The 18,287-nt window shown below is 59.5% G+C and carries 20 protein-coding genes; 7 read left to right on the top strand and 13 right to left on the bottom strand.

Annotated features, from left to right (window positions below; genetic code table 11):
- Positions 1–18 precede the first annotated feature (18 nt).
- The 5 genes from metW to AFK24_RS02425 all read right to left on the bottom strand — a co-directional run bounded on the left by metW (position 19) and on the right by AFK24_RS02425 (position 4,138).
- Positions 19–639 (bottom strand): methionine biosynthesis protein MetW, encoded by a 621-nt coding sequence (metW, locus tag AFK24_RS02445; RefSeq protein ID WP_065831733.1) that lies wholly within the window; start codon positions 637–639, stop codon positions 19–21.
- A gap of 7 nt (positions 640–646) precedes the next feature.
- A complete protein-coding gene (metX, locus tag AFK24_RS02440; protein WP_065831732.1) occupies positions 647–1,786 on the bottom strand; it encodes a homoserine O-succinyltransferase MetX in 1,140 nt (379 codons plus the stop codon).
- A gap of 203 nt (positions 1,787–1,989) precedes the next feature.
- Positions 1,990–2,580: a YggT family protein gene (locus tag AFK24_RS02435; protein ID WP_065831731.1), complete on the bottom strand. Its 591-nt coding sequence runs from the start codon at positions 2,578–2,580 to the stop codon at positions 1,990–1,992.
- A gap of 28 nt (positions 2,581–2,608) precedes the next feature.
- Positions 2,609–3,427, bottom strand: coding sequence for a pyrroline-5-carboxylate reductase (gene proC / locus AFK24_RS02430; protein WP_065831730.1), 819 nt, complete (start codon positions 3,425–3,427; stop codon positions 2,609–2,611).
- 24 nt (positions 3,428–3,451) lie between these two features.
- Positions 3,452–4,138: a YggS family pyridoxal phosphate-dependent enzyme gene (locus AFK24_RS02425; RefSeq protein WP_065831729.1), complete on the bottom strand. Its 687-nt coding sequence runs from the start codon at positions 4,136–4,138 to the stop codon at positions 3,452–3,454.
- Positions 4,139–4,193: 55 nt separating this feature from the next.
- On the opposite strand from AFK24_RS02425, the gene AFK24_RS02420 reads away from it, so the two are divergent.
- Positions 4,194–5,228 carry a type IV pilus twitching motility protein PilT gene (locus AFK24_RS02420; RefSeq protein WP_065831728.1) on the top strand — a complete coding sequence of 345 codons (1,035 nt, stop codon included), beginning with the start codon at positions 4,194–4,196 and terminating at the stop codon, positions 5,226–5,228.
- Positions 5,229–5,351: 123 nt separating this feature from the next.
- Here AFK24_RS02420 and AFK24_RS02415 read toward each other — a convergent pair whose 3' ends face one another.
- Positions 5,352–6,029: a C40 family peptidase gene (locus AFK24_RS02415; RefSeq protein ID WP_065831727.1), complete on the bottom strand. Its 678-nt coding sequence runs from the start codon at positions 6,027–6,029 to the stop codon at positions 5,352–5,354.
- Positions 6,030–6,279: 250 nt separating this feature from the next.
- On the opposite strand from AFK24_RS02415, the gene AFK24_RS02410 reads away from it, so the two are divergent.
- Together AFK24_RS02410 and AFK24_RS02405 are read left to right on the top strand one after the other, a co-directional pair.
- Positions 6,280–6,699 carry an NINE protein gene (locus tag AFK24_RS02410; protein ID WP_065831726.1) on the top strand — a complete coding sequence of 140 codons (420 nt, stop codon included), beginning with the start codon at positions 6,280–6,282 and terminating at the stop codon, positions 6,697–6,699.
- A 310-nt stretch (positions 6,700–7,009) separates the two neighbouring features.
- On the top strand, positions 7,010–8,359 hold the full coding sequence (locus AFK24_RS02405) for a hypothetical protein (protein ID WP_065831725.1): 1,350 nt from the start codon (positions 7,010–7,012) through the stop codon (positions 8,357–8,359).
- A 119-nt stretch (positions 8,360–8,478) separates the two neighbouring features.
- Here the strand turns inward: AFK24_RS02405 and AFK24_RS02400 are convergent, their stop codons facing one another.
- The 7 genes from AFK24_RS02400 to gshB form a co-directional block, all read right to left on the bottom strand.
- Positions 8,479–9,750, bottom strand: coding sequence for a dihydroorotase (locus AFK24_RS02400; RefSeq protein ID WP_065831724.1), 1,272 nt, complete (start codon positions 9,748–9,750; stop codon positions 8,479–8,481).
- On the bottom strand, positions 9,747–10,751 hold the full coding sequence (locus AFK24_RS02395) for an aspartate carbamoyltransferase catalytic subunit (RefSeq protein ID WP_065831723.1): 1,005 nt from the start codon (positions 10,749–10,751) through the stop codon (positions 9,747–9,749). Before AFK24_RS02395 ends, AFK24_RS02400 begins: the two co-directional genes overlap by 4 nt.
- A gap of 26 nt (positions 10,752–10,777) precedes the next feature.
- On the bottom strand, positions 10,778–11,299 hold the full coding sequence (pyrR, locus tag AFK24_RS02390; RefSeq protein ID WP_065831722.1) for a bifunctional pyr operon transcriptional regulator/uracil phosphoribosyltransferase PyrR: 522 nt from the start codon (positions 11,297–11,299) through the stop codon (positions 10,778–10,780).
- 112 nt (positions 11,300–11,411) lie between these two features.
- The gene (ruvX, locus tag AFK24_RS02385) at positions 11,412–11,852 is read right to left on the bottom strand and encodes a Holliday junction resolvase RuvX (protein ID WP_065831721.1); all 441 of its coding nucleotides are present in this window, start codon (positions 11,850–11,852) and stop codon (positions 11,412–11,414) included.
- A complete protein-coding gene (locus tag AFK24_RS02380; RefSeq protein ID WP_065831720.1) occupies positions 11,852–12,421 on the bottom strand; it encodes a YqgE/AlgH family protein in 570 nt (189 codons plus the stop codon). Before AFK24_RS02380 ends, ruvX begins: the two co-directional genes overlap by 1 nt.
- Positions 12,422–12,496: 75 nt before the next feature.
- The gene (locus AFK24_RS02375) at positions 12,497–13,399 is read right to left on the bottom strand and encodes an energy transducer TonB (protein ID WP_065831719.1); all 903 of its coding nucleotides are present in this window, start codon (positions 13,397–13,399) and stop codon (positions 12,497–12,499) included.
- 173 nt (positions 13,400–13,572) lie between these two features.
- Complete coding sequence (gene gshB / locus AFK24_RS02370) at positions 13,573–14,526, bottom strand: glutathione synthase (protein ID WP_065831718.1); 954 nt, start codon at positions 14,524–14,526, stop codon at positions 13,573–13,575.
- A 225-nt stretch (positions 14,527–14,751) separates the two neighbouring features.
- Here gshB and pilG point away from each other — a divergent pair, with 225 nt between their 5' ends.
- The 4 genes from pilG (at position 14,752) to AFK24_RS02345 (ending at position 18,248) form a co-directional block, all read left to right on the top strand.
- Complete coding sequence (gene pilG / locus AFK24_RS02360; protein ID WP_065831716.1) at positions 14,752–15,162, top strand: twitching motility response regulator PilG; 411 nt, start codon at positions 14,752–14,754, stop codon at positions 15,160–15,162.
- Positions 15,163–15,207: 45 nt separating this feature from the next.
- Positions 15,208–15,573: a twitching motility response regulator PilH gene (gene pilH / locus AFK24_RS02355; protein WP_003316741.1), complete on the top strand. Its 366-nt coding sequence runs from the start codon at positions 15,208–15,210 to the stop codon at positions 15,571–15,573.
- A 13-nt stretch (positions 15,574–15,586) separates the two neighbouring features.
- The gene (locus AFK24_RS02350) at positions 15,587–16,126 is read left to right on the top strand and encodes a chemotaxis protein CheW (RefSeq protein ID WP_065831715.1); all 540 of its coding nucleotides are present in this window, start codon (positions 15,587–15,589) and stop codon (positions 16,124–16,126) included.
- Between the two features lie 79 nt (positions 16,127–16,205).
- Positions 16,206–18,248: a methyl-accepting chemotaxis protein gene (locus tag AFK24_RS02345; RefSeq protein WP_065831714.1), complete on the top strand. Its 2,043-nt coding sequence runs from the start codon at positions 16,206–16,208 to the stop codon at positions 18,246–18,248.
- Positions 18,249–18,287: the final 39 nt, after the last annotated feature.

Raw genomic sequence — 18,287 nt, 5'->3', positions numbered from 1 at the left:
CTCCTGTCATGAAGTGACTCAAATCGCAATCTGGTGCTCTTGCAGGCCCGGACTGCTGACCCGATAGATGCCAATCTCACCTAACAGGTTAGGCCATAGCTTACTGGCCCAACCGTGTCGATGCAGTTGATCTACCGCAAGCCGATCAATGACGCGCGCGTGGCGGCCCCGGCACAGGTCTTCGAAGTCTTCGAAGGTGCAGAAGTGGATATTGGGTGTGTTGTACCAGGTGTAAGGCAGGAAGTCCGACACCGGCATGCGGCCCTTGGTCGCCAGATACCAGCGGCATCGCCAGTGACCGAAGTTGGGGAAAGTGATGATGCACTGGCGGCCGACGCGGAGCATTTCGTCGAGGATCTTGTCCGGGTAGCTCACCGCTTGCAGCGCCTGGGTCATGACCACGACGTCAAAACTGTTACTGGCGAAGTTGCCCAGGCCCTTGTCCAGATCCTGCTCGATGACATTGACGCCCTTGCCCACGCAGCGGGCGATGTTATCGGCGTCGTTTTCCAGGCCGTAGCCGGTGACTTGCTTGTTGTCTCGCAGCCAGGCCAGCAGTTCGCCGTCGCCGCAACCGAGGTCGAGCACCCGGCTGCCCGCAGGGATCCATTCTTGGATGATTTCCAGGTCAGCTCTCATGGCTTCCTCAAAGTGCAATGCGGTTCATGTAGCTGGAGAAAGCCTGCAAGTAGCGCGGGATCGGGATCAGGAAGGCGTCGTGGCCCTGGGGCGCGTCGATTTCCAGGTAGCAGACGTTCTTCTTCGCCGCCATCAGTGCGTCCACCAGTTCCCGGGAGCGGGCCGGGGAAAAGCGCCAGTCAGTGGTGAACGAAATCACGCAGAACTCGGCGGTAACGTTGGCCAGCGTCGCCGCCAGATTGTCGTTGAACGCGCCGGCCGGGTCGAAGTAGTCCAGCGCCTTGGTCATCAGCAGGTAAGTGTTGGCATCGAAACGCCCGGAGAACTCCTCACCCTGATAACGCAGATAGCTTTCGACCTTGAACTCGACGCTGTGAAAGTCGTAGTTGAGCTTCTCGCTCTTGAGACCACGGCCGAATTTCTCGCCCATGGAATCGTCGGACAGATACGTGATGTGGCCGACCATACGCGCCAGCATCAGGCCGCGCTTGGGGATCACGCCAAATTCCTGGAAGTCGCCGCCATGGAATTCCGGGTCGGAGAGGATTGCCTGCCGCGCCACTTCGTTGAAGGCGATGTTCTGCGCCGACAGCTTGGGTGCCGAAGCAATGGCCAGACAATGGCGCACGCGATTGGGGTAAGTCATGGTCCATTGCAGCGCCTGCATGCCGCCCAGGCTGCCGCCGACCACTGCCGCCCATTGCTCGACGCCGAGCAGATCAGCCAGACGCGCCTGGCTGTGAACCCAGTCCTCGACGGTCAACACCGGGAAATTCGCGCCGAACGGCTTGCCGGTTTCCGGATCGATGCTGCTCGGGCCGGTGGAGCCGTTGCAGCCGCCCAGGTTGTTCAGGCTGACCACGAAGAAGCGGTTGGTGTCGATGGGCTTGCCGGGACCGATGCAGCTGTCCCACCAGCCGGGCTTGCGCTCGTCGACGCTATTGAAACCCGCCGCGTGGTGATGACCGGACAAGGCGTGGCACACCAGCACGGCATTGCTGCGCGCGGCATTGAGTTCGCCATAGGTTTCGTAAATCAGGTCGTAGGCAGGCAAGGAACGACCACAGGCCAGGGCCAGAGGCTCGCTGAAATGCGCCAGTTGCGGCGTGACTAGACCGACAGAATCTTCGGGAAAGACCGTGGACATCGACCCTGCTCTCGCTTAAATGAGGCGTAAGTCTAAAGACCGACGGGGGGAGGGGCAACCAAGGAATAATTCGGGCATCGGCGGCTCACTCGCATTCTCCGTAGGACCGGCTTCAGCCGGGAGGGCATTATCTCAGACGATAGATGTACATCGTCTGCATTGACGCCCTCCCGGCTAAAGCCGGTCCTACGCAGTTGTGCAGGTCAGATCAACAAACGCAGCACATCCGGCATCATGCTCATGGCAGCCAGGTTGTTGATGACCAACATGTCCAGCAGCTTGAGGACCATGAACGCCAGGATCGGCGAAATATCCAGGCCGCCCAGGTTAGGCAGGATCTTGCGCAGCGGGGCCAGCATCGGTTCGCAGATCTGGTTGACCATTTCCGCGCCAGGGTTGTGGCTGGCCGGGGCGACCCAGGACAGAATCACGCTGATGATCAGGGCGAAGAAGAAAATCTTCAGGAACAACGCGGTCACGCCAATGATTGCCCAGATCAGCAAATGCACCGGATCACCGGTGGTGCCATAAGCCAGCAACAGCGTCAGGGCCATCAGGATCAGCTGCACGATGATCGCCAGCACCAGCGACGACATATCCAGGCCGAACAGGCTGGGAATGATCCGGCGCAGCGGCTTGAGCAGCGGTTGGGTGGCGCGCACCGCGAACTGGCTCAGCGGGTTGTAGAAGTCCGCCCGCACCAGTTGCAGCACGAAGCGCAGCAAAATGATCAGCAGGTACAAGCTGCCGATGGTTTGCAGGATGTAGATTGCAGCGGTGTTCAGTCCGATCATCGGTTCTGTTCCTCAAAGGCCTGGAAAATCACTTGCCCAACTGTTCGGCCATCTCTGCCGAGCGCTGTGCGGCGGCAGTGAGTGCGGTTTCGACCAGAGCTTCGAAGCCTCCGGCCTGGAATGATTTGATTGCAGCTTCTGTAGTGCCCGCAGGCGAGGTTACCCGACGACGCAGCTCGGCAGCGTCAACATCGCTGCCAGTGGCCATCAGCGCGGCGCCCAGCGCAGTTTGCAGTGTCAGTTGCGAGGCGACTTCCTGCGGCAGGCCCAGTTTCACGCCCGCCGCCGTCATGGCTTCGATCAGCAGAAAGAAGTACGCCGGGCCGCTGCCCGACACCGCCGTCACTGCATCCAGCTGCTGTTCTTCATCGAGCCACAGTGCAATGCCCACTGCCGACAGCAACTGCTCGGCCTGTTCACGTTGTGCCTGGCTCACCAAAGCCGTGGCGTACAAACCGCTGACGCCCTGACGCAACAGCGCCGGGGTGTTGGGCATGCAGCGCACGATAGGTTGCTCGCCCAGCCATTGGGCCATGCTCGCGCAGGTGATCCCGGCGGCGATGGACACCACTAGTTGATGGGGCTTGAGGCTTGGACGCAAGGCTTCGCAGACGGCTTTCATCATCTGCGGCTTGACCGCGATCAGCACCACATCCGCGCCTTCAATGGCTTCGGCGTTGTCGGCGACTACCACGATGCCATGTTCAGCTGCGATTTTGCCGCGCTGTTCGGCGCCGGGATCACTGGCGCGAATCGAGTCGGCTTCCACGCCCTGGGCGCGCAGTCCGCCGATCAGGCTGGCGGCCATGTTGCCGGCGCCGATAAAGGCAATACGAGTCTTGCTCATGTCGGATTCCTTGAGAGGGGAAGGTTATGGCTGGCCGTAATCACGGGCGCCAAAAAGGGCAGTACCGATCCGCACCCAGGTCGCGCCTTGTGCAATGGCGGCCTCCAGGTCGTGGCTCATGCCCATGGAAAGGGTGTCGAGTGGCAGATTCAACTGCTCCTGCAGCGAACGTACCGCGGCAAAGGCAGCGTTTTGTTCTGCACTGTCTTCGGTTGGTTCAGGAATGGCCATCAAACCGCGCAGCTTCAGGCGCGGCAAGGCGCTGATCGCGGCGGCCAGCGCCGGTAAATCAGCGGGCGAGCAGCCGGACTTGCTGGCTTCGCCACTGACATTGACCTGAATGCAGATATTGAGCTGCGGCAAGTCCACAGGACGTTGCTCAGACAGACGTTGTGCGATTTTCAAACGATCCACTGAATGCACCCAGGCGAAGTTCTCGGCAATAGCGCGAGTCTTGTTCGACTGAATGGGGCCGATGAAATGCCAACACAAGGGCAGGTCGGCCAATTCGAGCTGTTTGCTCAGGGCTTCCTGCAAATAGTTTTCGCCAAAGTCGCGCAACCCCGCCGCATAGGCTTCGCGCAAGGCGCTGGCCGGCTTGGTCTTGCTGACCGCGAGCAGGCCGATGGCAGCAGGATCGCGTTGGGCGGCAAGGGCGGCTGCGTTAATTCGTGCGCCGAGCGTTGAAATGTTCGCTGCTATCGTGGACATTGATTTGCGCCAGCAGGGCTAAAGTCTGCGGCATTCTATGTGATTGAGGAGCTGTATGGATATTACCGAGCTGCTGGCCTTCAGTGCCAAGCAAGGCGCATCGGACTTGCATCTCTCTGCTGGCCTGCCGCCGATGATCCGGGTCGATGGCGATGTGCGGCGGATCAACCTGCCCGCCCTGAGCGCCAAAGAGGTCCAGGAGCTGATCTACGACATCATGAACGACAAGCAACGGCAGAACTTCGAAGAGCTTCTGGAGACCGACTTTTCCTTCGAAGTGCCGGGCGTGGCGCGCTTTCGGGTCAACGCGTTCAACCATAATCGTGGCGCGGGCGCAGTGTTCCGGACCATTCCTTCGAAGATCCTGAGCATGGAAGATCTCGGGATGGGAGAAGTGTTTCGCAAGATTACCGACGTGCCGCGCGGCCTGGTTCTGGTCACCGGGCCGACCGGTTCCGGCAAGTCGACGACCCTCGCAGCGATGGTCGATTACCTGAACTGCAACAAGCATCACCACATCCTGACCATCGAAGACCCGATCGAATTCGTTCACGAGTCCAAGAAGTGTCTGGTCAACCAACGCGAAGTGCATCGCGATACGCTTGGCTTCTCGGAGGCCTTGCGCTCGGCGCTGCGTGAAGACCCGGACGTGATTCTGGTGGGCGAGCTGCGCGACCTGGAAACCATTCGCCTGGCGCTGACGGCGGCGGAAACCGGTCACCTGGTGTTCGGCACGCTGCACACCACGTCCGCTGCGAAGACCATCGACCGGATCGTCGACGTGTTTCCGGCGCAGGAAAAATCCATGATTCGTTCGATGTTGTCCGAATCGCTGCATGCCGTGGTGTCGCAAACCCTGCTGAAGAAGGTGGGCGGCGGGCGGATTGCCGCGCACGAAATCATGATGGGCACGCCGGCGATCAGGAACCTGATTCGCGAGGACAAGGTCGCGCAGATGTACTCAGCGATTCAGACTGGAGGTTCGCTGGGCATGCAGACGCTGGATATGTGCATGAAGGATCTGGTCACCCGCGGCCTGGTTACCCGCGACAGCGCGCGGGAAAAAGCCAAGGTGCCGGATAATTTCTGATCGAGCGATTGTGGCGATGGATCTGTAGGAGCGAATTCATTCGCGAGAAGGTCGACGCATCTCTGTTGTCAGACACGACGCCCTCCCGGATGAATCCGGTCCTACAAGGTCACGCTACGCCAATCAGCGCTGAACGATACGCAGCGGTTCTTTCTGCTTAGGCAGGACGCGCTTGGCGACCATGTAGTGGCTGTCCCAATACGGCTTTTTCAGCGTATCGACAGTCACGGCCTTGCCACGGCGCGGGGCGTGGACGAAGCGGTCGTTGCCCAGATAAATGGCGACGTGGTTGACCTTGCGGCTCTTGATGTTGAAGAACAGCAGGTCGCCGGGCTTCAAATCCTTGCGATCGACTTTCTGCCCGTGGCCTTCGGCCATGGCGTTGGACGTGCGCGGCAGATTGACTTCACTGACGCCGTTGAACGCGTATTTGACCAGGCCGCTGCAATCCAGACCTTTGCCGGCGGTGGTGCCGCCCCAACGGTAAGGTGTGCCGACAGCGCTGAGCGCGCGGCTGACCACCGAGTTGCTTTGTTTGGCGTTGGGCGCCATCACTGCAACACTGCTGATCTTCTTCGAATTCTTGAGGGCGGCTGAACGAATAGCTGCCTTGGTGCTGCGTTCTCTTGGAGAAATGACCGGCGCAGGCTCGGTGCGGTTGGTTGCGAGGGTTGGCGAAGAGTGACTTTTCGCCGTGTAGCCAGAGAAGCTCGCAGGTAAGGATTGCTCACGATTGGTGGCATGAGCGGCCAGGGGCAATAATAGGCAGATGGTTAGCCATGACTTGAAAAATGGACGCATTCGGCAGGGCTCTTGTGGGTAAGCGCGCAACTTTATAACAGCTTTTTGTGAATTTCTGACCCCATTTGTCGATTCAATTACGGCCCCACCGTTGCGATTTATGCGACAAACTGTCTCAAAAAGCGCTCCAATCCCTTTAGTTACAAGGGTTTGCCCGATCGACAGGAGGTTCCCGCCATACGTCGGATGGACACACAAAAGTCACAGACTTTACGAATATTTTTTTCTATCAATCCAAATGAGGGCACCAATGAACACCTATCGGCATGACCAACAACCTCAAGACACTCACAGCAAGGTAATGGGCTATTTGCTCTGGATCGTCGGCTTTACAGGCTCGCATCGCTTCTACTATGGCAAGCCGGTCACCGGTACGATCTGGTTCTTTACTCTCGGTCTGCTGGGCATCGGCTGGCTGATCGACGTGTTCCTGATTCCGGCAATGGATCGCGAAGCCGACCTGCGTTTCACTGCCGGCTCGACGGACTACAGCCTCTCCTGGATCTTGCTGACCTTCCTTGGCGTGTTCGGCGTGCATCGCATGTACATGGGCAAGTGGATAACCGGGCTTATCTACTTATGCACGGGCGGGCTGTTTCTGGTGGGCGTGCTGTATGACTTCTGGACGCTGAACGACCAGATCTCGATAAAAAACGCCCAGCGCGGGTGAGTGATTGCGGGGTCTTTGACATTCGCCGTCGTTCGGGGGGCGAACCAGGGACCGGTAGGAGGGGACTTGTCCCCGAAGACGGCAGCCCAGGCGGCGGCGTTATCTGGGATGTTTGGTTGCCTGGCAAATCGCTTTCGGGGACAAGTCCCCTCCTACATGTGAAACATGGATGGCGATATTAAACATCCAATTGGGTTTGCATCCGTATTTAAATCAGCGTAAACCGAAAATTGTGATTCCCCATGGATGAAATTGCTCTTTGGAAAAGAGCAGGGCATCACATCTCAAATTTTCGAACAAGGACGCTGTTATGGAAAACATTAATACGTATCCGCGTTATGCGGGACAACTGGACCCGGAATTTACCCAACAGCCGGAGATTCCTGGCTGGGTAGATATTTTGCGAGCGCTGGGTTGGCCGGTAGGTCGGGATCTGTTCTTTTCTTCAGTTGCCCCGACGCCTGATGGTCATCTATATGCGTGCGGCTATTTCGCCGAAACAGTCAGCCACCCGGTGGAATATTTTATCGTCCGGCTGCAAGGCGATGGCCAAAGAGATACCGCATTTGGCAGCGACGGAGTTATCAGGGGCACATTCCCGATCAACTTCAAGATGATCATCCCGACCAGACTCGTAGTGCAAGATGACGGCAAGATCCTCATGCAAGCGTTGGGTTATGCCGGCAATCCGGAGTTGCCTGATCCGGTTCTGCTGGTGGCGCGGTTCCTCGCGACCGGTGCGGCGGATGTCGAATTCGGTGAGCAAGGGTTGATGAGGAAGGACTTGCCGCCTGGCAAACCGGGTTTCCTCGCGTCCTTTGTCGGCGATCTGCAGCAGTTGCCGGATGGGCGGATTTTTGCCAGCGCAACCGGCGTGCGAGTGACTGCACAGGGCCCGATGGAAAGCGCAATTGTCTACCGGTTGACCGCTCAGGGCGAGCTGGACGGGTCGTTCAATGGTAATGGCATCAAGGATTTTGCCCCGCCAGGTGCATCGTTGCGGGTCAGCGGTTTCGTGGTCCAGCCTGATGGCAAAGTGGTGCTCGCCGGACAGGTGACCCATGAAGGCTGCAGCTCAGCCAGCGGCATGTTTGTTCGCCTGGATGAGGCGGGACAGCTGGACGAAACCTTCGGCCCGCTGGGTACGGGTTTTTTCGAGTTTTCCCTGGATGATTACCACCTGCACATCAACGCCATCGCGATGAGTCCAGATGGCTCGCTGGTGGGCGTTGGTGTCGCGTCGGCGGTTATTGCGGATCAAGGTTTGATTGATCAGGGATTTATCATCGGTATTACCGCTGAAGGTTTATCCGATGTTGGCTTTAATAATGGAACACTGTTGTTGACGCCGATCAATGAGCGTTATTCGGTAGAGTGGGTTTCGGCGGAATTTCAACGTGATGGGAAGTTGTTGGTGGCGGGACGTTCAAAATGTGTGGTTTCTATCTATGACACTTATATCTACGTGGCGCGATTTAACAGTGATGGTGCGCCGGATATAAATTTTGGTGACTCTGGAATTGGACGAGTTGAAACGCCGGTGGGTGGTTTCAATGATATTCCGCTCGAAATGCGCCAACAGGAAGATGGCAGGATACTCGTAGGCGTCAATGCCAACAGTTTTCGCAAGGGAACCTTGTTGCGTTATTTAAATGACTAAACAGTAATCCGTAACTCGTAGGAGATCGACCCTCGTTAAGGGTACTGCAATTACGTGTAGGACCGGCTTTAGCCGGGAGAGCGCGCTCCCGGCTAAAGCCGGTCCTACACGTTGTCGCATCAACCGGTATAACTAATCCGCCCATCCACCAGGGTGTACCGCACCGCGCCCGGCAGGCAATGGCCGAGGAACGGGCAGTTTTCGCCTTTGGACAACCACTTCTCGCCCGCGACTGTTGATGCCGCTGGATCGAACAGCACGATATCCGCTGCCGATCCCGCACTCAGTTGCCCAGCAGGCAGGCGCAATGCCGCCGCCGGGCCGGTGCTCAGGCGGGCTATCAGCGTTGGCAAATCCAGCAAGCCGTCTTCCACCAGCGTCAGCGCCAATGGCAGCAGCAATTCCACGCTACTGATCCCCGGTTCAGTTGCCGCGAATGGCGCCAGCTTGGCATCGCGTTCGTGGGGCTGGTGATGGCTGGAGATCGCCTGGATCACCCCGGATTTAACCGCCTCGCGCAGGCCATCGCGATCCGCGCGGCTGCGCAGCGGCGGTTGCACGTGATACAGGCTGGAGAAATCGATCAAGGCTTCGTCGGTCAGGATCAGTTGATACAACGCCACATCCGCCGTGACTTTCAGGCCGCGTGCCTGTGCCTGGGCGATCAACGCCGCACCACGGGCACTGGTCAGCTGGCTGAAATGCGCGCGTACGCCGCTTTGCTCGACCAGCAACAAGTCGCGAGCCAGGGCCACGGTTTCAGCGGTTTCCGGAATCCCGGCCAGACCGAGGAAGCTGGCCGTCGGGCCTTCGTGGGCCAGGCCGCCTTCGGCCAGGTCGCGGTCCTGGGAGTTGAAAATGACTGTCAGGTCGAACGTTGCTGCATATTCCAGCGCACGGCACAGCGTGCGCGTGTTGCGGAAGCTCTCCAGACCGTTGCCGAACGCCACGCAGCCCACGTCGCGCAAGGCGACCAGTTCCGCCAGTTGCTCGCCTTCCAGGCCTTTGCTCAGGGCGCCGATCGGGAACACCTTGGCGTGCCCGGCTTCGCGTGCGCGGTCGAGGATCAGCTCGGCTACCGCTGAAGTGTCCAGAATCGGTTTGGTGCGTGGCGGACAGCACAGGCTGGTCACGCCGCCCGCTGCTGCGGCGCGGGTTTCGCTGGCAATCGTGCCCTTGCGGCTGTAACCCGGCTCGCGCAGGGCAACGTTAAGGTCGACCAGGCCTGGCGCGGCGATCAAGCCGGTGGCGTCGATGGTGTGTACCGGTTCAAAACCGGCCGGAGCCGCGCCAATGGCGAGCACCTTGCACGCTTCGATGTGCAGGTCGGTGACTTGATCCAGGCCGCTGGTTGGGTCGATGACGCGAGCGCCGAGAATACTGAGCTTCACTGGGCGTTCTCCTGCTCGAATTGGCGTTGCGCGGTCTGGCCGCTCATGGCCATGGACAATACGGCCATGCGCACGGCAATGCCGTAGGTAACCTGGTTGAGAATGACCGAATGCGCACCGTCGGCGACGGCTGATTCGATTTCCACGCCGCGATTGATCGGGCCTGGGTGCATGACGATGGCGTCGGGTTTGGCGCCGGCCAACCGTGCAGTGGTCAGGCCGAACAGGCGATAGAACTCGCCTTCGCTGGGCAGCAAACCGCCCTGCATGCGTTCACGTTGCAGGCGCAGCATGATCACCACGTCGACATCCTTCAGGCCTTCATCCAGGTCGGTGTAAACCTTGACGCCATATTGCTCGATGCCAATCGGCAGCAGGGTTTTCGGGCCGATGACGCGGATGTCCGGGCAACCCAGCGCCTTGAGGGCGATCATGTTCGAGCGCGCCACGCGCGAGTGCAGGATGTCACCGACGATGGCCACCGAGAGGTTCTCGAAGCCGCCTTTGTGGCGGCGAATGGTCAGCATGTCGAGCATGCCCTGAGTCGGGTGCGCGTGACGGCCGTCGCCACCGTTGATGATCGCCACTTCCGGCGACACATGCTCGGCAATGAAATGCGCAGCGCCGGAGTCGCCGTGGCGCACGACAAACATGTCAGCCGCCATCGCTTCCAGGTTACGCAACGTGTCGAACAGCGTCTCGCCCTTGCTGGTGGACGAGGTTGAGACGTTCAGGGTGATAACGTCGGCAGACAAGCGCTGGGCGGCCAGTTCAAAGGTGGTGCGGGTGCGCGTGGAGTTCTCGAAGAACACGTTGCACACGGTCTTGCCGCGCAATAACGGGACTTTTTTCACCGCTCGCGCACCGACTTCCAGAAAGGAGTCCGCCGTGTCGAGGATTTCGGTGAGCAACTCGCGAGGCAAGCCGTCGAGGGAGAGGAAGTGGCGCAGCTGACCCTGATGGTTGAGCTGCAGCGGGCGCTTGGCGTGGAGAGGCGTCATCGCAAAGGACTCTTAAAAAAGGGCGGCTAAAGGGCAGCGGAGGCGGTGGAAAGGTTTTGCATTTCGAGGCCCAGCGGCTCGGGGCCGGTCAGCTTCACGCGTTCGTGATCGGCCAGCGACAGGGTTGCGCCGACTACATTCGGACGAATCGGCAACTCGCCAGCATCCAGATCCAGCAGGCAGACCAGCGTCACGCTGGCCGGGCGACCGTAATCGAACAGCTCGTTGAGTGCGGCGCGAATGGTGCGGCCACTCATCAACACGTCGTCGATCAGCACCAGATGCTGGCCTTCGATCTCAAATGGCAGCTCTGAAGGGCGCACTTGCGGGTGCAGGCCGTTCTGGCTGAAGTCGTCGCGGTAGAACGACACGTCCAGCGTGCCCAGCGCCGCTTCGCTGCCCAGCGCCTTGAGCAGCGCTTGCGCCACCCAGACGCCGCCAGTGCGGATACCGATGAAGCGCGGCTCGGCAATGCCGCGCTTGAGCAGATGAGCGTTCAGATCAGCGGCCATATGGCTGATCAGTTCGGCAGGGTTGGGCAGGTTCATGAAAGTGCTCCTTGAAGGGCCCGAGTTTCATGCGCGCGGCGCTGCTCAGGCTGAAACGGGAATTTCGGGTGTCGCGGTGCCGCACATGAAGACGTTGTACAGCCTGAACATGTCAGACATTGAACAGTTCGGAATTGGCATCGAGCCAGCCTTGCAGCAGCAGCGCAGCGGCGATGGCATCCACCGGATTGTCCTTGTAGCTGCCGCGTTGTCCGCCGCGACTCATGCGCTCGCCCTTGGCTTCAAAGGTGGTCAGGCGTTCGTCGTGGGTATACACGGGCAGGTTGAAGCGGCCGTTGAGGCGGCGGGAGAATTTTTCCGCCTTGGCGCTCATCTCGCTGGGCGTGCCGTCCATGTTCAGCGGCAAGCCGACGACGATTGCGTCCGGCTTCCATTCCTTGATCAACGCTTCGATCTGGCTCCAGTCCGGCACGCCTTGCTGTGCCTTGAGGGTGCAGAGTTCGCGGGCCTGGCCGGTAATCACCTGGCCCACGGCAACGCCGATCTGTTTGGTGCCGTAATCAAAACCCAGTAGAAGACGCAATGCGGCCATCAGGCGTGGCCCGCCTGGCTGGTCAGCAGGCTGAGGTTGACGCCCAGGCGTTTGGCAGCGGCATTGAGGCGCTGCTCGCTTTCCATTTCAAACAGGATGGCCGGGTCGAAAGGGCAGGTCAGCCAGGCATTGTCGGCGACTTCGGCTTCCAGTTGCCCGGCTTCCCAGCCGGCGTAGCCAAGGGTGATCACATTTTGATCAGGGCCGTAGCCGTCGGCGATGGAAAACAGCACGTCTTGCGAGGTGGACAGCGAAAGGCCGCCCAGCTCGACGGTGGCCTGGAAGATCGGCCCGCTGGGATGCAGGACGAAGCCCCGGTCAGTCTGCACCGGACCGCCGGTATGAATGGCGATGTCCGCGCAGCGCTTGGGTGCGGGAACGTCGGGACGCAATTGTTCAAGAATGTCTGCAAGCGTGAGGCTTTGCGGACGATTGATCACCAGACCCATGGCGCCATTGGCGTTGTGCTCGACGATGTAGGTCAGCGTCTGCGCAAAGTTCGGGTCCACCATATGGGGCATGGCGATCAGGAATTGATGCTTGAGATAACCGGCGGATACGTTTTTCATGAGCCCTAGTGTGGCGCTGCGCGGCAGGCATGACAACTGGCGTTTGCCCCAGTGCCGCGCGTGGATAAATACAGGTCAGTTACTGGAAAGCTTGTCACCCCTGGCGAATTTCCAGGTGCGGATGATCTCAAGTCGATCGATGTCGGCAAGATCGCCGGTGAACGGCGCAAATGGCGCCGCGAGCCGCACGATGCGTTGTGCGGCCTGATCCAGCAAAGGCTGCCCGGAAGACTCCAGCACCAGCACTTCGTACAGTGAACCATCACGATTGATCGAGACCATCAGGCGCAAATTGCCATAAATCTGCTGGCGTCGAGCTTCTTCGGGGTAATTCAGGTTGCCGACCCGCTCGACTTTCTTGCGCCAGTCGTCTTTGTACCAGGCGCCCTTGTCGCGCATGGTCGAGGCGGCACTCAGGCGGTGAATCTTCGGCCGTTTGGCGTACAGCTGTTGTTCGTTGGACAGTTCGGCTTCGAGGCTGGCGATTTCGCTGCTCAGCTCGGCGCTGTCGAATGTCGGGGCTTTCTTGGGTGCAGGGTCAGGCTTGACCTCTTCGCGCTTGGCGACGGTCTTCTGCGGCGTTGGCGCCTTGGTGGCAACCACGGTTTTCTGGGCTTCCTGCTTGACCACAGGCTTGCTGGCCGGTGGCGGCGTCACTTTGTTGATCTTGGTGTCCTGAAACGGCGCGATTTCCGTGGTCTTGGGGATTTCGGCCTTGTCCAGAGTGCCGCTGCCCTGCTGGTCGTCCTGAGCGAGAAAATCCGCCTGTTTCGGCTTGGTTTCGCTTTTGAAGGTCGCGAGGGTGATTTCCAGCGTCTGGCTGATCTGCTCGGGTTTGACGTAGGTGAAGCCCACGCCAAGGATCACCGCGAGGTGGATCAACGCCGCAATCATCAGGGTAAACCCCAGACGATCAGCGGGTCGCACGCCAGCTCGGGAGAGTTCGTAAGGGAGGTCGTTGTCGGCCAGGGATGTCATCAGCGGTTCAGCGTCTCTTCAGGTATCGCAAGGCGCGCATCATAACCCCGTTGGAGCGAGGCTTGCCCGCGAATCGGCCGTAGGAGCGACCGTAGGAGCGACTTTAGTCGCGAAGGCATCAATTGCCCTCCCGGCTAAAGCCGGTCCTACACCAAGCCTCGCTCCCACAAGAGTTACCGAGCCTTTAATTTCTTCTCGATCACATCCATCAACATCCCGCCAATGTCCGTGCCGAAGGCGTTGTCAATTTCCCGGATGCAGGTCGGGCTGGTGACGTTGATTTCGGTCAGATGCTCACCGATGACGTCCAGACCGACGAAGATCAAGCCTTTTTCACGCAAGGTCGGGCCGATCTGTTCAGCGATCCAGCGATCCTTGTCAGTCAACGGCCGCGCTTCGCCACGGCCGCCCGCAGCCAGGTTGCCACGGGTTTCGCCCGCTGCCGGGATGCGCGCCAGGCAATACGGCACCGGTTCGCCATCAATCATCAGGATGCGCTTGTCGCCGTCCTTGATTGCCGGCAAATAGCCTTGCGCCATGATTTGTTGGGTGCCATGGGCCGTCAGGGTTTCCAGGATCACCGACAGGTTCGGATCGCCCGCGCGATGGCGGAAGATCGAAGCGCCGCCCATGCCGTCCAGCGGCTTGAGGATCACATCGCCATGTTGCTCGGCAAAACCGCGCAGGATGTCCGCGCGACGGCTGACGAGAGTCGGCGGCGTCAGGGTCGGGAACAGCGTGGCGAAGAGTTTTTCGTTGCAGTCACGCAGGCTTTGCGGCTTGTTGACGATCAGCACGCCGGCGGTTTCCGCTTGTTCCAGCAGATACGTGGCGTAAACGAATTCCATGTCGAACGGCGGATCCTTGCGCATCAGGATCACATCCAACTCGTCCAGGCCGATATCTTCCTCGGCGTCCAGTTCGAACCACTTGGCCGGGTCGGCGAACACTTTCAGCGGCTTGACCCGTGCGCGGGCCTGACCGGCGTTCTGATACAGATCCTGCTGTTCCATATAGAACAGCGACCAACCCCGCGCCTGGGCGGCAAGCAGCATGGCCAGTGAGCTGTCCTTTTTATAGGAGATGCGCTCAATGGGGTCCATGACAATCCCTAGGCGAACGCTCATGGGCAAATATCCTCTGATCGATAACGGCCGCGACGGCCTTGAAATAGGCGTCAGGGTGGCGCTCTGCATGCTCCGGGTCAAGAGGCAGGCGCGTGGCGGCGGGCTTTATGGATTGAGGGTGAGGAGTGTGCTAAAAAGGCACGGCGCTCGGACCATCGGTCGTTTAGCAACCCCAGTGCCGGAAAGGACGCGAAAAATATTCGCCGCGGCGAGGGAAGAGCAGATATGGAACAGCATCCAGCAGCATTGAAAGTCATGGTCATTGACGATTCGAAGACCATTCGCCGCACCGCCGAGACGCTGTTGAAGAACGTCGGCTGTGAGGTCATTACCGCAATCGATGGCTTCGACGCGTTGGCCAAGATTGCTGATAACCATCCACGCATCATTTTCGTCGACATCATGATGCCGCGCCTGGATGGCTATCAGACCTGTGCCCTGATCAAGAATAACCGCGCGTTCAAGTCGACGCCGGTGATCATGCTTTCGTCCAAGGACGGTCTGTTTGACAAGGCGAAGGGTCGAATCGTGGGCTCGGACCAGTTTTTGACCAAGCCGTTTAGCAAGGAAGAACTGCTCAATGCGATCAAGGCGCATGTGCCGGGGTTCGTTGCGGTAGAACAACAGATATCGTGATGCCCGCCCCAATGGACGCGGGCATCCATCCTTATGGGGAACACCATGGCTCGAATCCTGATCGTCGATGACTCGCCGACCGAAATGTACAAACTGACCGGCATGCTGGAGAAGCATGGCCATGAAGTCCTCAAGGCTGAAAACGGCGCGGACGGCGTGGCGCTTGCCCGTCAGGAAAAACCGGATGCGGTGTTGATGGACATCGTCATGCCCGGCCTCAACGGCTTTCAGGCGACGCGCCAGCTGACCAAGGATGCCGACACCAGCATGATCCCGGTGATCATGATCACCACCAAGGATCAGGAAACCGACAAGGTCTGGGGCAAGCGCCAGGGCGCGCGGGATTACCTGACCAAGCCGGTGGATGAAGAAACCCTGATGAAAACCCTGAACGCGGTACTGGCCGGCTGATTGCCGGTTTGTCATGGCTGAGTCCCAAACTGCTTTCCAGTTGCTGTTCGATATCGACCAGCGCTGCCGTTCGCTCGCCGCCGATTTGCCTTCCCAGGAAGCCCGGCAGCAGGAATGGAGCGGCATCGGCTTTCGCATGGGCGGCCGCTGTTACGTGGCGCCCATGGGCGAAATCGGCGAAATCCTGCATGAGCCGCGCTACGCGGCATTGCCTGGTGTGAAGCCTTGGGTGCGCGGCATCGCCAATCTGCGCGGACGGCTGCTGCCCATCATGGACCTGTGTAGTTTTTTTGGTCACGAGTTGTCGCAAGTGCGCAGGCAGCGCCGGGTATTGGTGGTGGAACATCAGGACGTGTTCGCCGGTTTGATCGTCGACGAGGTGCTTGGCCTGCAGCATTTCAGCCAGCTGAGCCTGATGCCGCCGCAGCCGGGTGAGCTCGACAGCGTCATCGCGCCATACATTCGCGGCCAGTTTCTGCGCGAGCAAGCCTGGCTGGTTTTCAGCCCTTGGGCGCTGGCGCAGTCTCCAGGTTTCATGGACGTGGCTTCATAGGCATCCCGGCAGGCCGGTAATCCTGGCGTCTTGTTGTGCGGATGAACAATCGCAGTTGGTCCAGGCGGGGGCCTGATTAATGAGTAAGACAGGCAGATCATTACAAGGCGCGCGTAGCCGTTCGCAGATCATTGTGTTGTTCGTCGCGCTGATCATTTCCATCATGTTGCTGTTCGTCAATTTCGCCTATCTCAACACTCAGTCGAATTACGATAAGCAGTACATCGGGCATGCTGGCGAGCTGCGCGTGCTGTCCCAGCGGATTGCCAAGAACGCCACCGAAGCCGCCGCCGGTAAAGCTGCCGCGTTCAAATTGCTGGCCGACGCGCGCAACGATTTCGACATGCGCTGGGGTTTTCTCAGAAAGGGCGACAAAGCCACCGGCTTGCCGCCCGCGCCTCACGAAGTGCGCGACGAGCTGCAAGCAGTGCAGAACGACTGGGAAACCCTGCGCAAGAGCACGGATGTGATCCTCGCCAGCGAGCAGACCGTGCTCTCGTTGCACCAGGTCGCCGCGACCCTGGCCGAAACCATCCCGCAATTGCAGGTCGAGTACGACAAAGTCGTCGAAATCCTGCTGCAAAGCCACGCGCCGGCCAGCCAGATTGCGCTGGCCCAGCGTCAGTCGCTGCTGGCTGAACGGATTCTCGGTTCGGTCAACAAGGTCCTGTCTGGCGATGACACCGCCGTGCAGGCCGCCGACTCGTTTGGTCGCGATGCCAGCCAGTTTGGCCGGGTGCTGAGCGGCATGCTCGAAGGCAATGCGACCTTGAAGATCACCCAGGTCGAAGATCGTGACGCCCGGACAAGGCTGGCGGAGATTTCCGAGCTGTTCGAGTTCGTCTCCGGTTCCGTGGATGAGATTCTCGAAACATCGCCGGAGTTGTTCCAGGTTCGTGAGTCGTCCGGCAAGATCTTCAGCACCTCGCAGACCCTGCTGGATGAATCATCGGTGCTGGCCAACAGCCTTGAGCATCTGGCCAATATGCGTTCGGCCAACACCGTCGTCGGTTACCTGCTTGGCCTGCTGGCCTTGACCTCGATTATCCTGATCGGCCTGGTGATGGTCCGCGAAACCAACCGTCAGCTACGGGAAACCGCCGAGAAAAACGAGCGTAACCAGACCGCGATCATGCGCCTGCTCGATGAGATCGAGAATCTGGCCGATGGCGATCTGACCGTTGCCGCCACGGTGACCGAAGATTTCACCGGGGCCATTGCCGACTCCATCAATTATTCCGTCGACCAGCTGCGCGAACTGGTTGCAACCATCAACCTGACGGCCGAGCAGGTCTTCGGCGCGGTCAAGGACACGCAAACCACCGCGACCCAGCTGGCGGCCGCTTCCGAACATCAGGCGTTGCAGATCGCGGCAGCGTCCAACGCGATCAATGACATGGCGGTTTCCATCGATCAGGTTTCCGCCAACGCGCTGGAATCTTCATCGGTGGCCGAACGCTCGGTGACCATCGCCAACAAGGGCAACGAAGTGGTGCACAACACCATTTATGGCATGGACACCATTCGCGAGCAGATTCAGGACACTTCCAAGCGTATCAAGCGTCTCGGCGAGTCTTCCCAGGAGATCGGCGATATTGTCAGTCTGATCGATGATATTGCCGATCAGACCAATATCCTCGCCCTGAACGCCGCGATCCAGGCGTCCATGGCCGGTGATGCTGGCCGTGGTTTCGCGGTGGTTGCCGATGAAGTGCAGCGTCTGGCCGAGCGTTCGTCCTCGGCGACCAAACAGATCGAAACCCTGGTGCGGGCCATTCAGAACGACACCAACGAAGCAGTCATCTCCATGGAGCAGACCACCACTGAAGTGGTGCGTGGCGCGCGACTGGCGCAGGATGCCGGGGTTGCTCTGGAAGAAATCGAAGGCGTTTCGAAAATTCTCGCCGCGTTGATCGAAAGCATCACCAAGGCTGCGCAACAACAGGCCGTGCTGGGACAACAGCTGTCCCAGACCATGACAGTGATCCAGCAAACCACATCGCAAACCACTTCGGGTACGGCGGCCACGGCACGCAGCATGGGCAATCTGGCGAAAATGGCCAGCGAGATGCGTCGCTCGGTATCCGGGTTCACCTTGCCGTCCTCGAAAGACCGCGGCTAAATAAACGAACGACTTTGCTATGAGCAATGGTTGAGGGGA

The sequence above is a fragment of the Pseudomonas syringae genome (assembly GCF_001698815.1).
GTDB classification, from domain to species: domain Bacteria; phylum Pseudomonadota; class Gammaproteobacteria; order Pseudomonadales; family Pseudomonadaceae; genus Aquipseudomonas; species Aquipseudomonas syringae_A.
This window is presented reverse-complemented; position numbering and strand designations above follow the sequence as displayed.

Bases quoted from the DNA above. Each gene is read 5' to 3' on its own strand.
- AFK24_RS02435 (WP_065831731.1), bottom strand. From the start codon at position 2,580: ATGATCGGACTGAACACCGCTGCAATCTACATCCTGCAAACCATCGGC.
- AFK24_RS02425 (WP_065831729.1), bottom strand. From the start codon at position 4,138: ATGTCCACGATAGCAGCGAACATTTCAACGCTCGGCGCACGAATTAAC.
- pyrR (WP_065831722.1), bottom strand. From the start codon at position 11,299: ATGAACCTGCCCAACCCTGCCGAACTGATCAGCCATATGGCCGCTGAT.
- pilH (WP_003316741.1), top strand. From the start codon at position 15,208: ATGGCTCGAATCCTGATCGTCGATGACTCGCCGACCGAAATGTACAAA.
- gshB (WP_065831718.1), bottom strand. From the start codon at position 14,526: ATGAGCGTTCGCCTAGGGATTGTCATGGACCCCATTGAGCGCATCTCC.
- AFK24_RS02420 (WP_065831728.1), top strand. From the start codon at position 4,194: ATGGATATTACCGAGCTGCTGGCCTTCAGTGCCAAGCAAGGCGCATCG.
- AFK24_RS02375 (WP_065831719.1), bottom strand. From the start codon at position 13,399: ATGACATCCCTGGCCGACAACGACCTCCCTTACGAACTCTCCCGAGCT.
- AFK24_RS02395 (WP_065831723.1), bottom strand. From the start codon at position 10,751: ATGACGCCTCTCCACGCCAAGCGCCCGCTGCAGCTCAACCATCAGGGT.
- AFK24_RS02410 (WP_065831726.1), top strand. From the start codon at position 6,280: ATGAACACCTATCGGCATGACCAACAACCTCAAGACACTCACAGCAAG.
- AFK24_RS02380 (WP_065831720.1), bottom strand. From the start codon at position 12,421: ATGAAAAACGTATCCGCCGGTTATCTCAAGCATCAATTCCTGATCGCC.
- metW (WP_065831733.1), bottom strand. From the start codon at position 639: ATGAGAGCTGACCTGGAAATCATCCAAGAATGGATCCCTGCGGGCAGC.
- AFK24_RS02345 (WP_065831714.1), top strand. From the start codon at position 16,206: ATGAGTAAGACAGGCAGATCATTACAAGGCGCGCGTAGCCGTTCGCAG.
- metX (WP_065831732.1), bottom strand. From the start codon at position 1,786: ATGTCCACGGTCTTTCCCGAAGATTCTGTCGGTCTAGTCACGCCGCAA.
- AFK24_RS02350 (WP_065831715.1), top strand. From the start codon at position 15,587: ATGGCTGAGTCCCAAACTGCTTTCCAGTTGCTGTTCGATATCGACCAG.
- AFK24_RS02405 (WP_065831725.1), top strand. From the start codon at position 7,010: ATGGAAAACATTAATACGTATCCGCGTTATGCGGGACAACTGGACCCG.
- pilG (WP_065831716.1), top strand. From the start codon at position 14,752: ATGGAACAGCATCCAGCAGCATTGAAAGTCATGGTCATTGACGATTCG.
- AFK24_RS02415 (WP_065831727.1), bottom strand. From the start codon at position 6,029: ATGCGTCCATTTTTCAAGTCATGGCTAACCATCTGCCTATTATTGCCC.
- proC (WP_065831730.1), bottom strand. From the start codon at position 3,427: ATGAGCAAGACTCGTATTGCCTTTATCGGCGCCGGCAACATGGCCGCC.
- ruvX (WP_065831721.1), bottom strand. From the start codon at position 11,852: ATGGCCGCATTGCGTCTTCTACTGGGTTTTGATTACGGCACCAAACAG.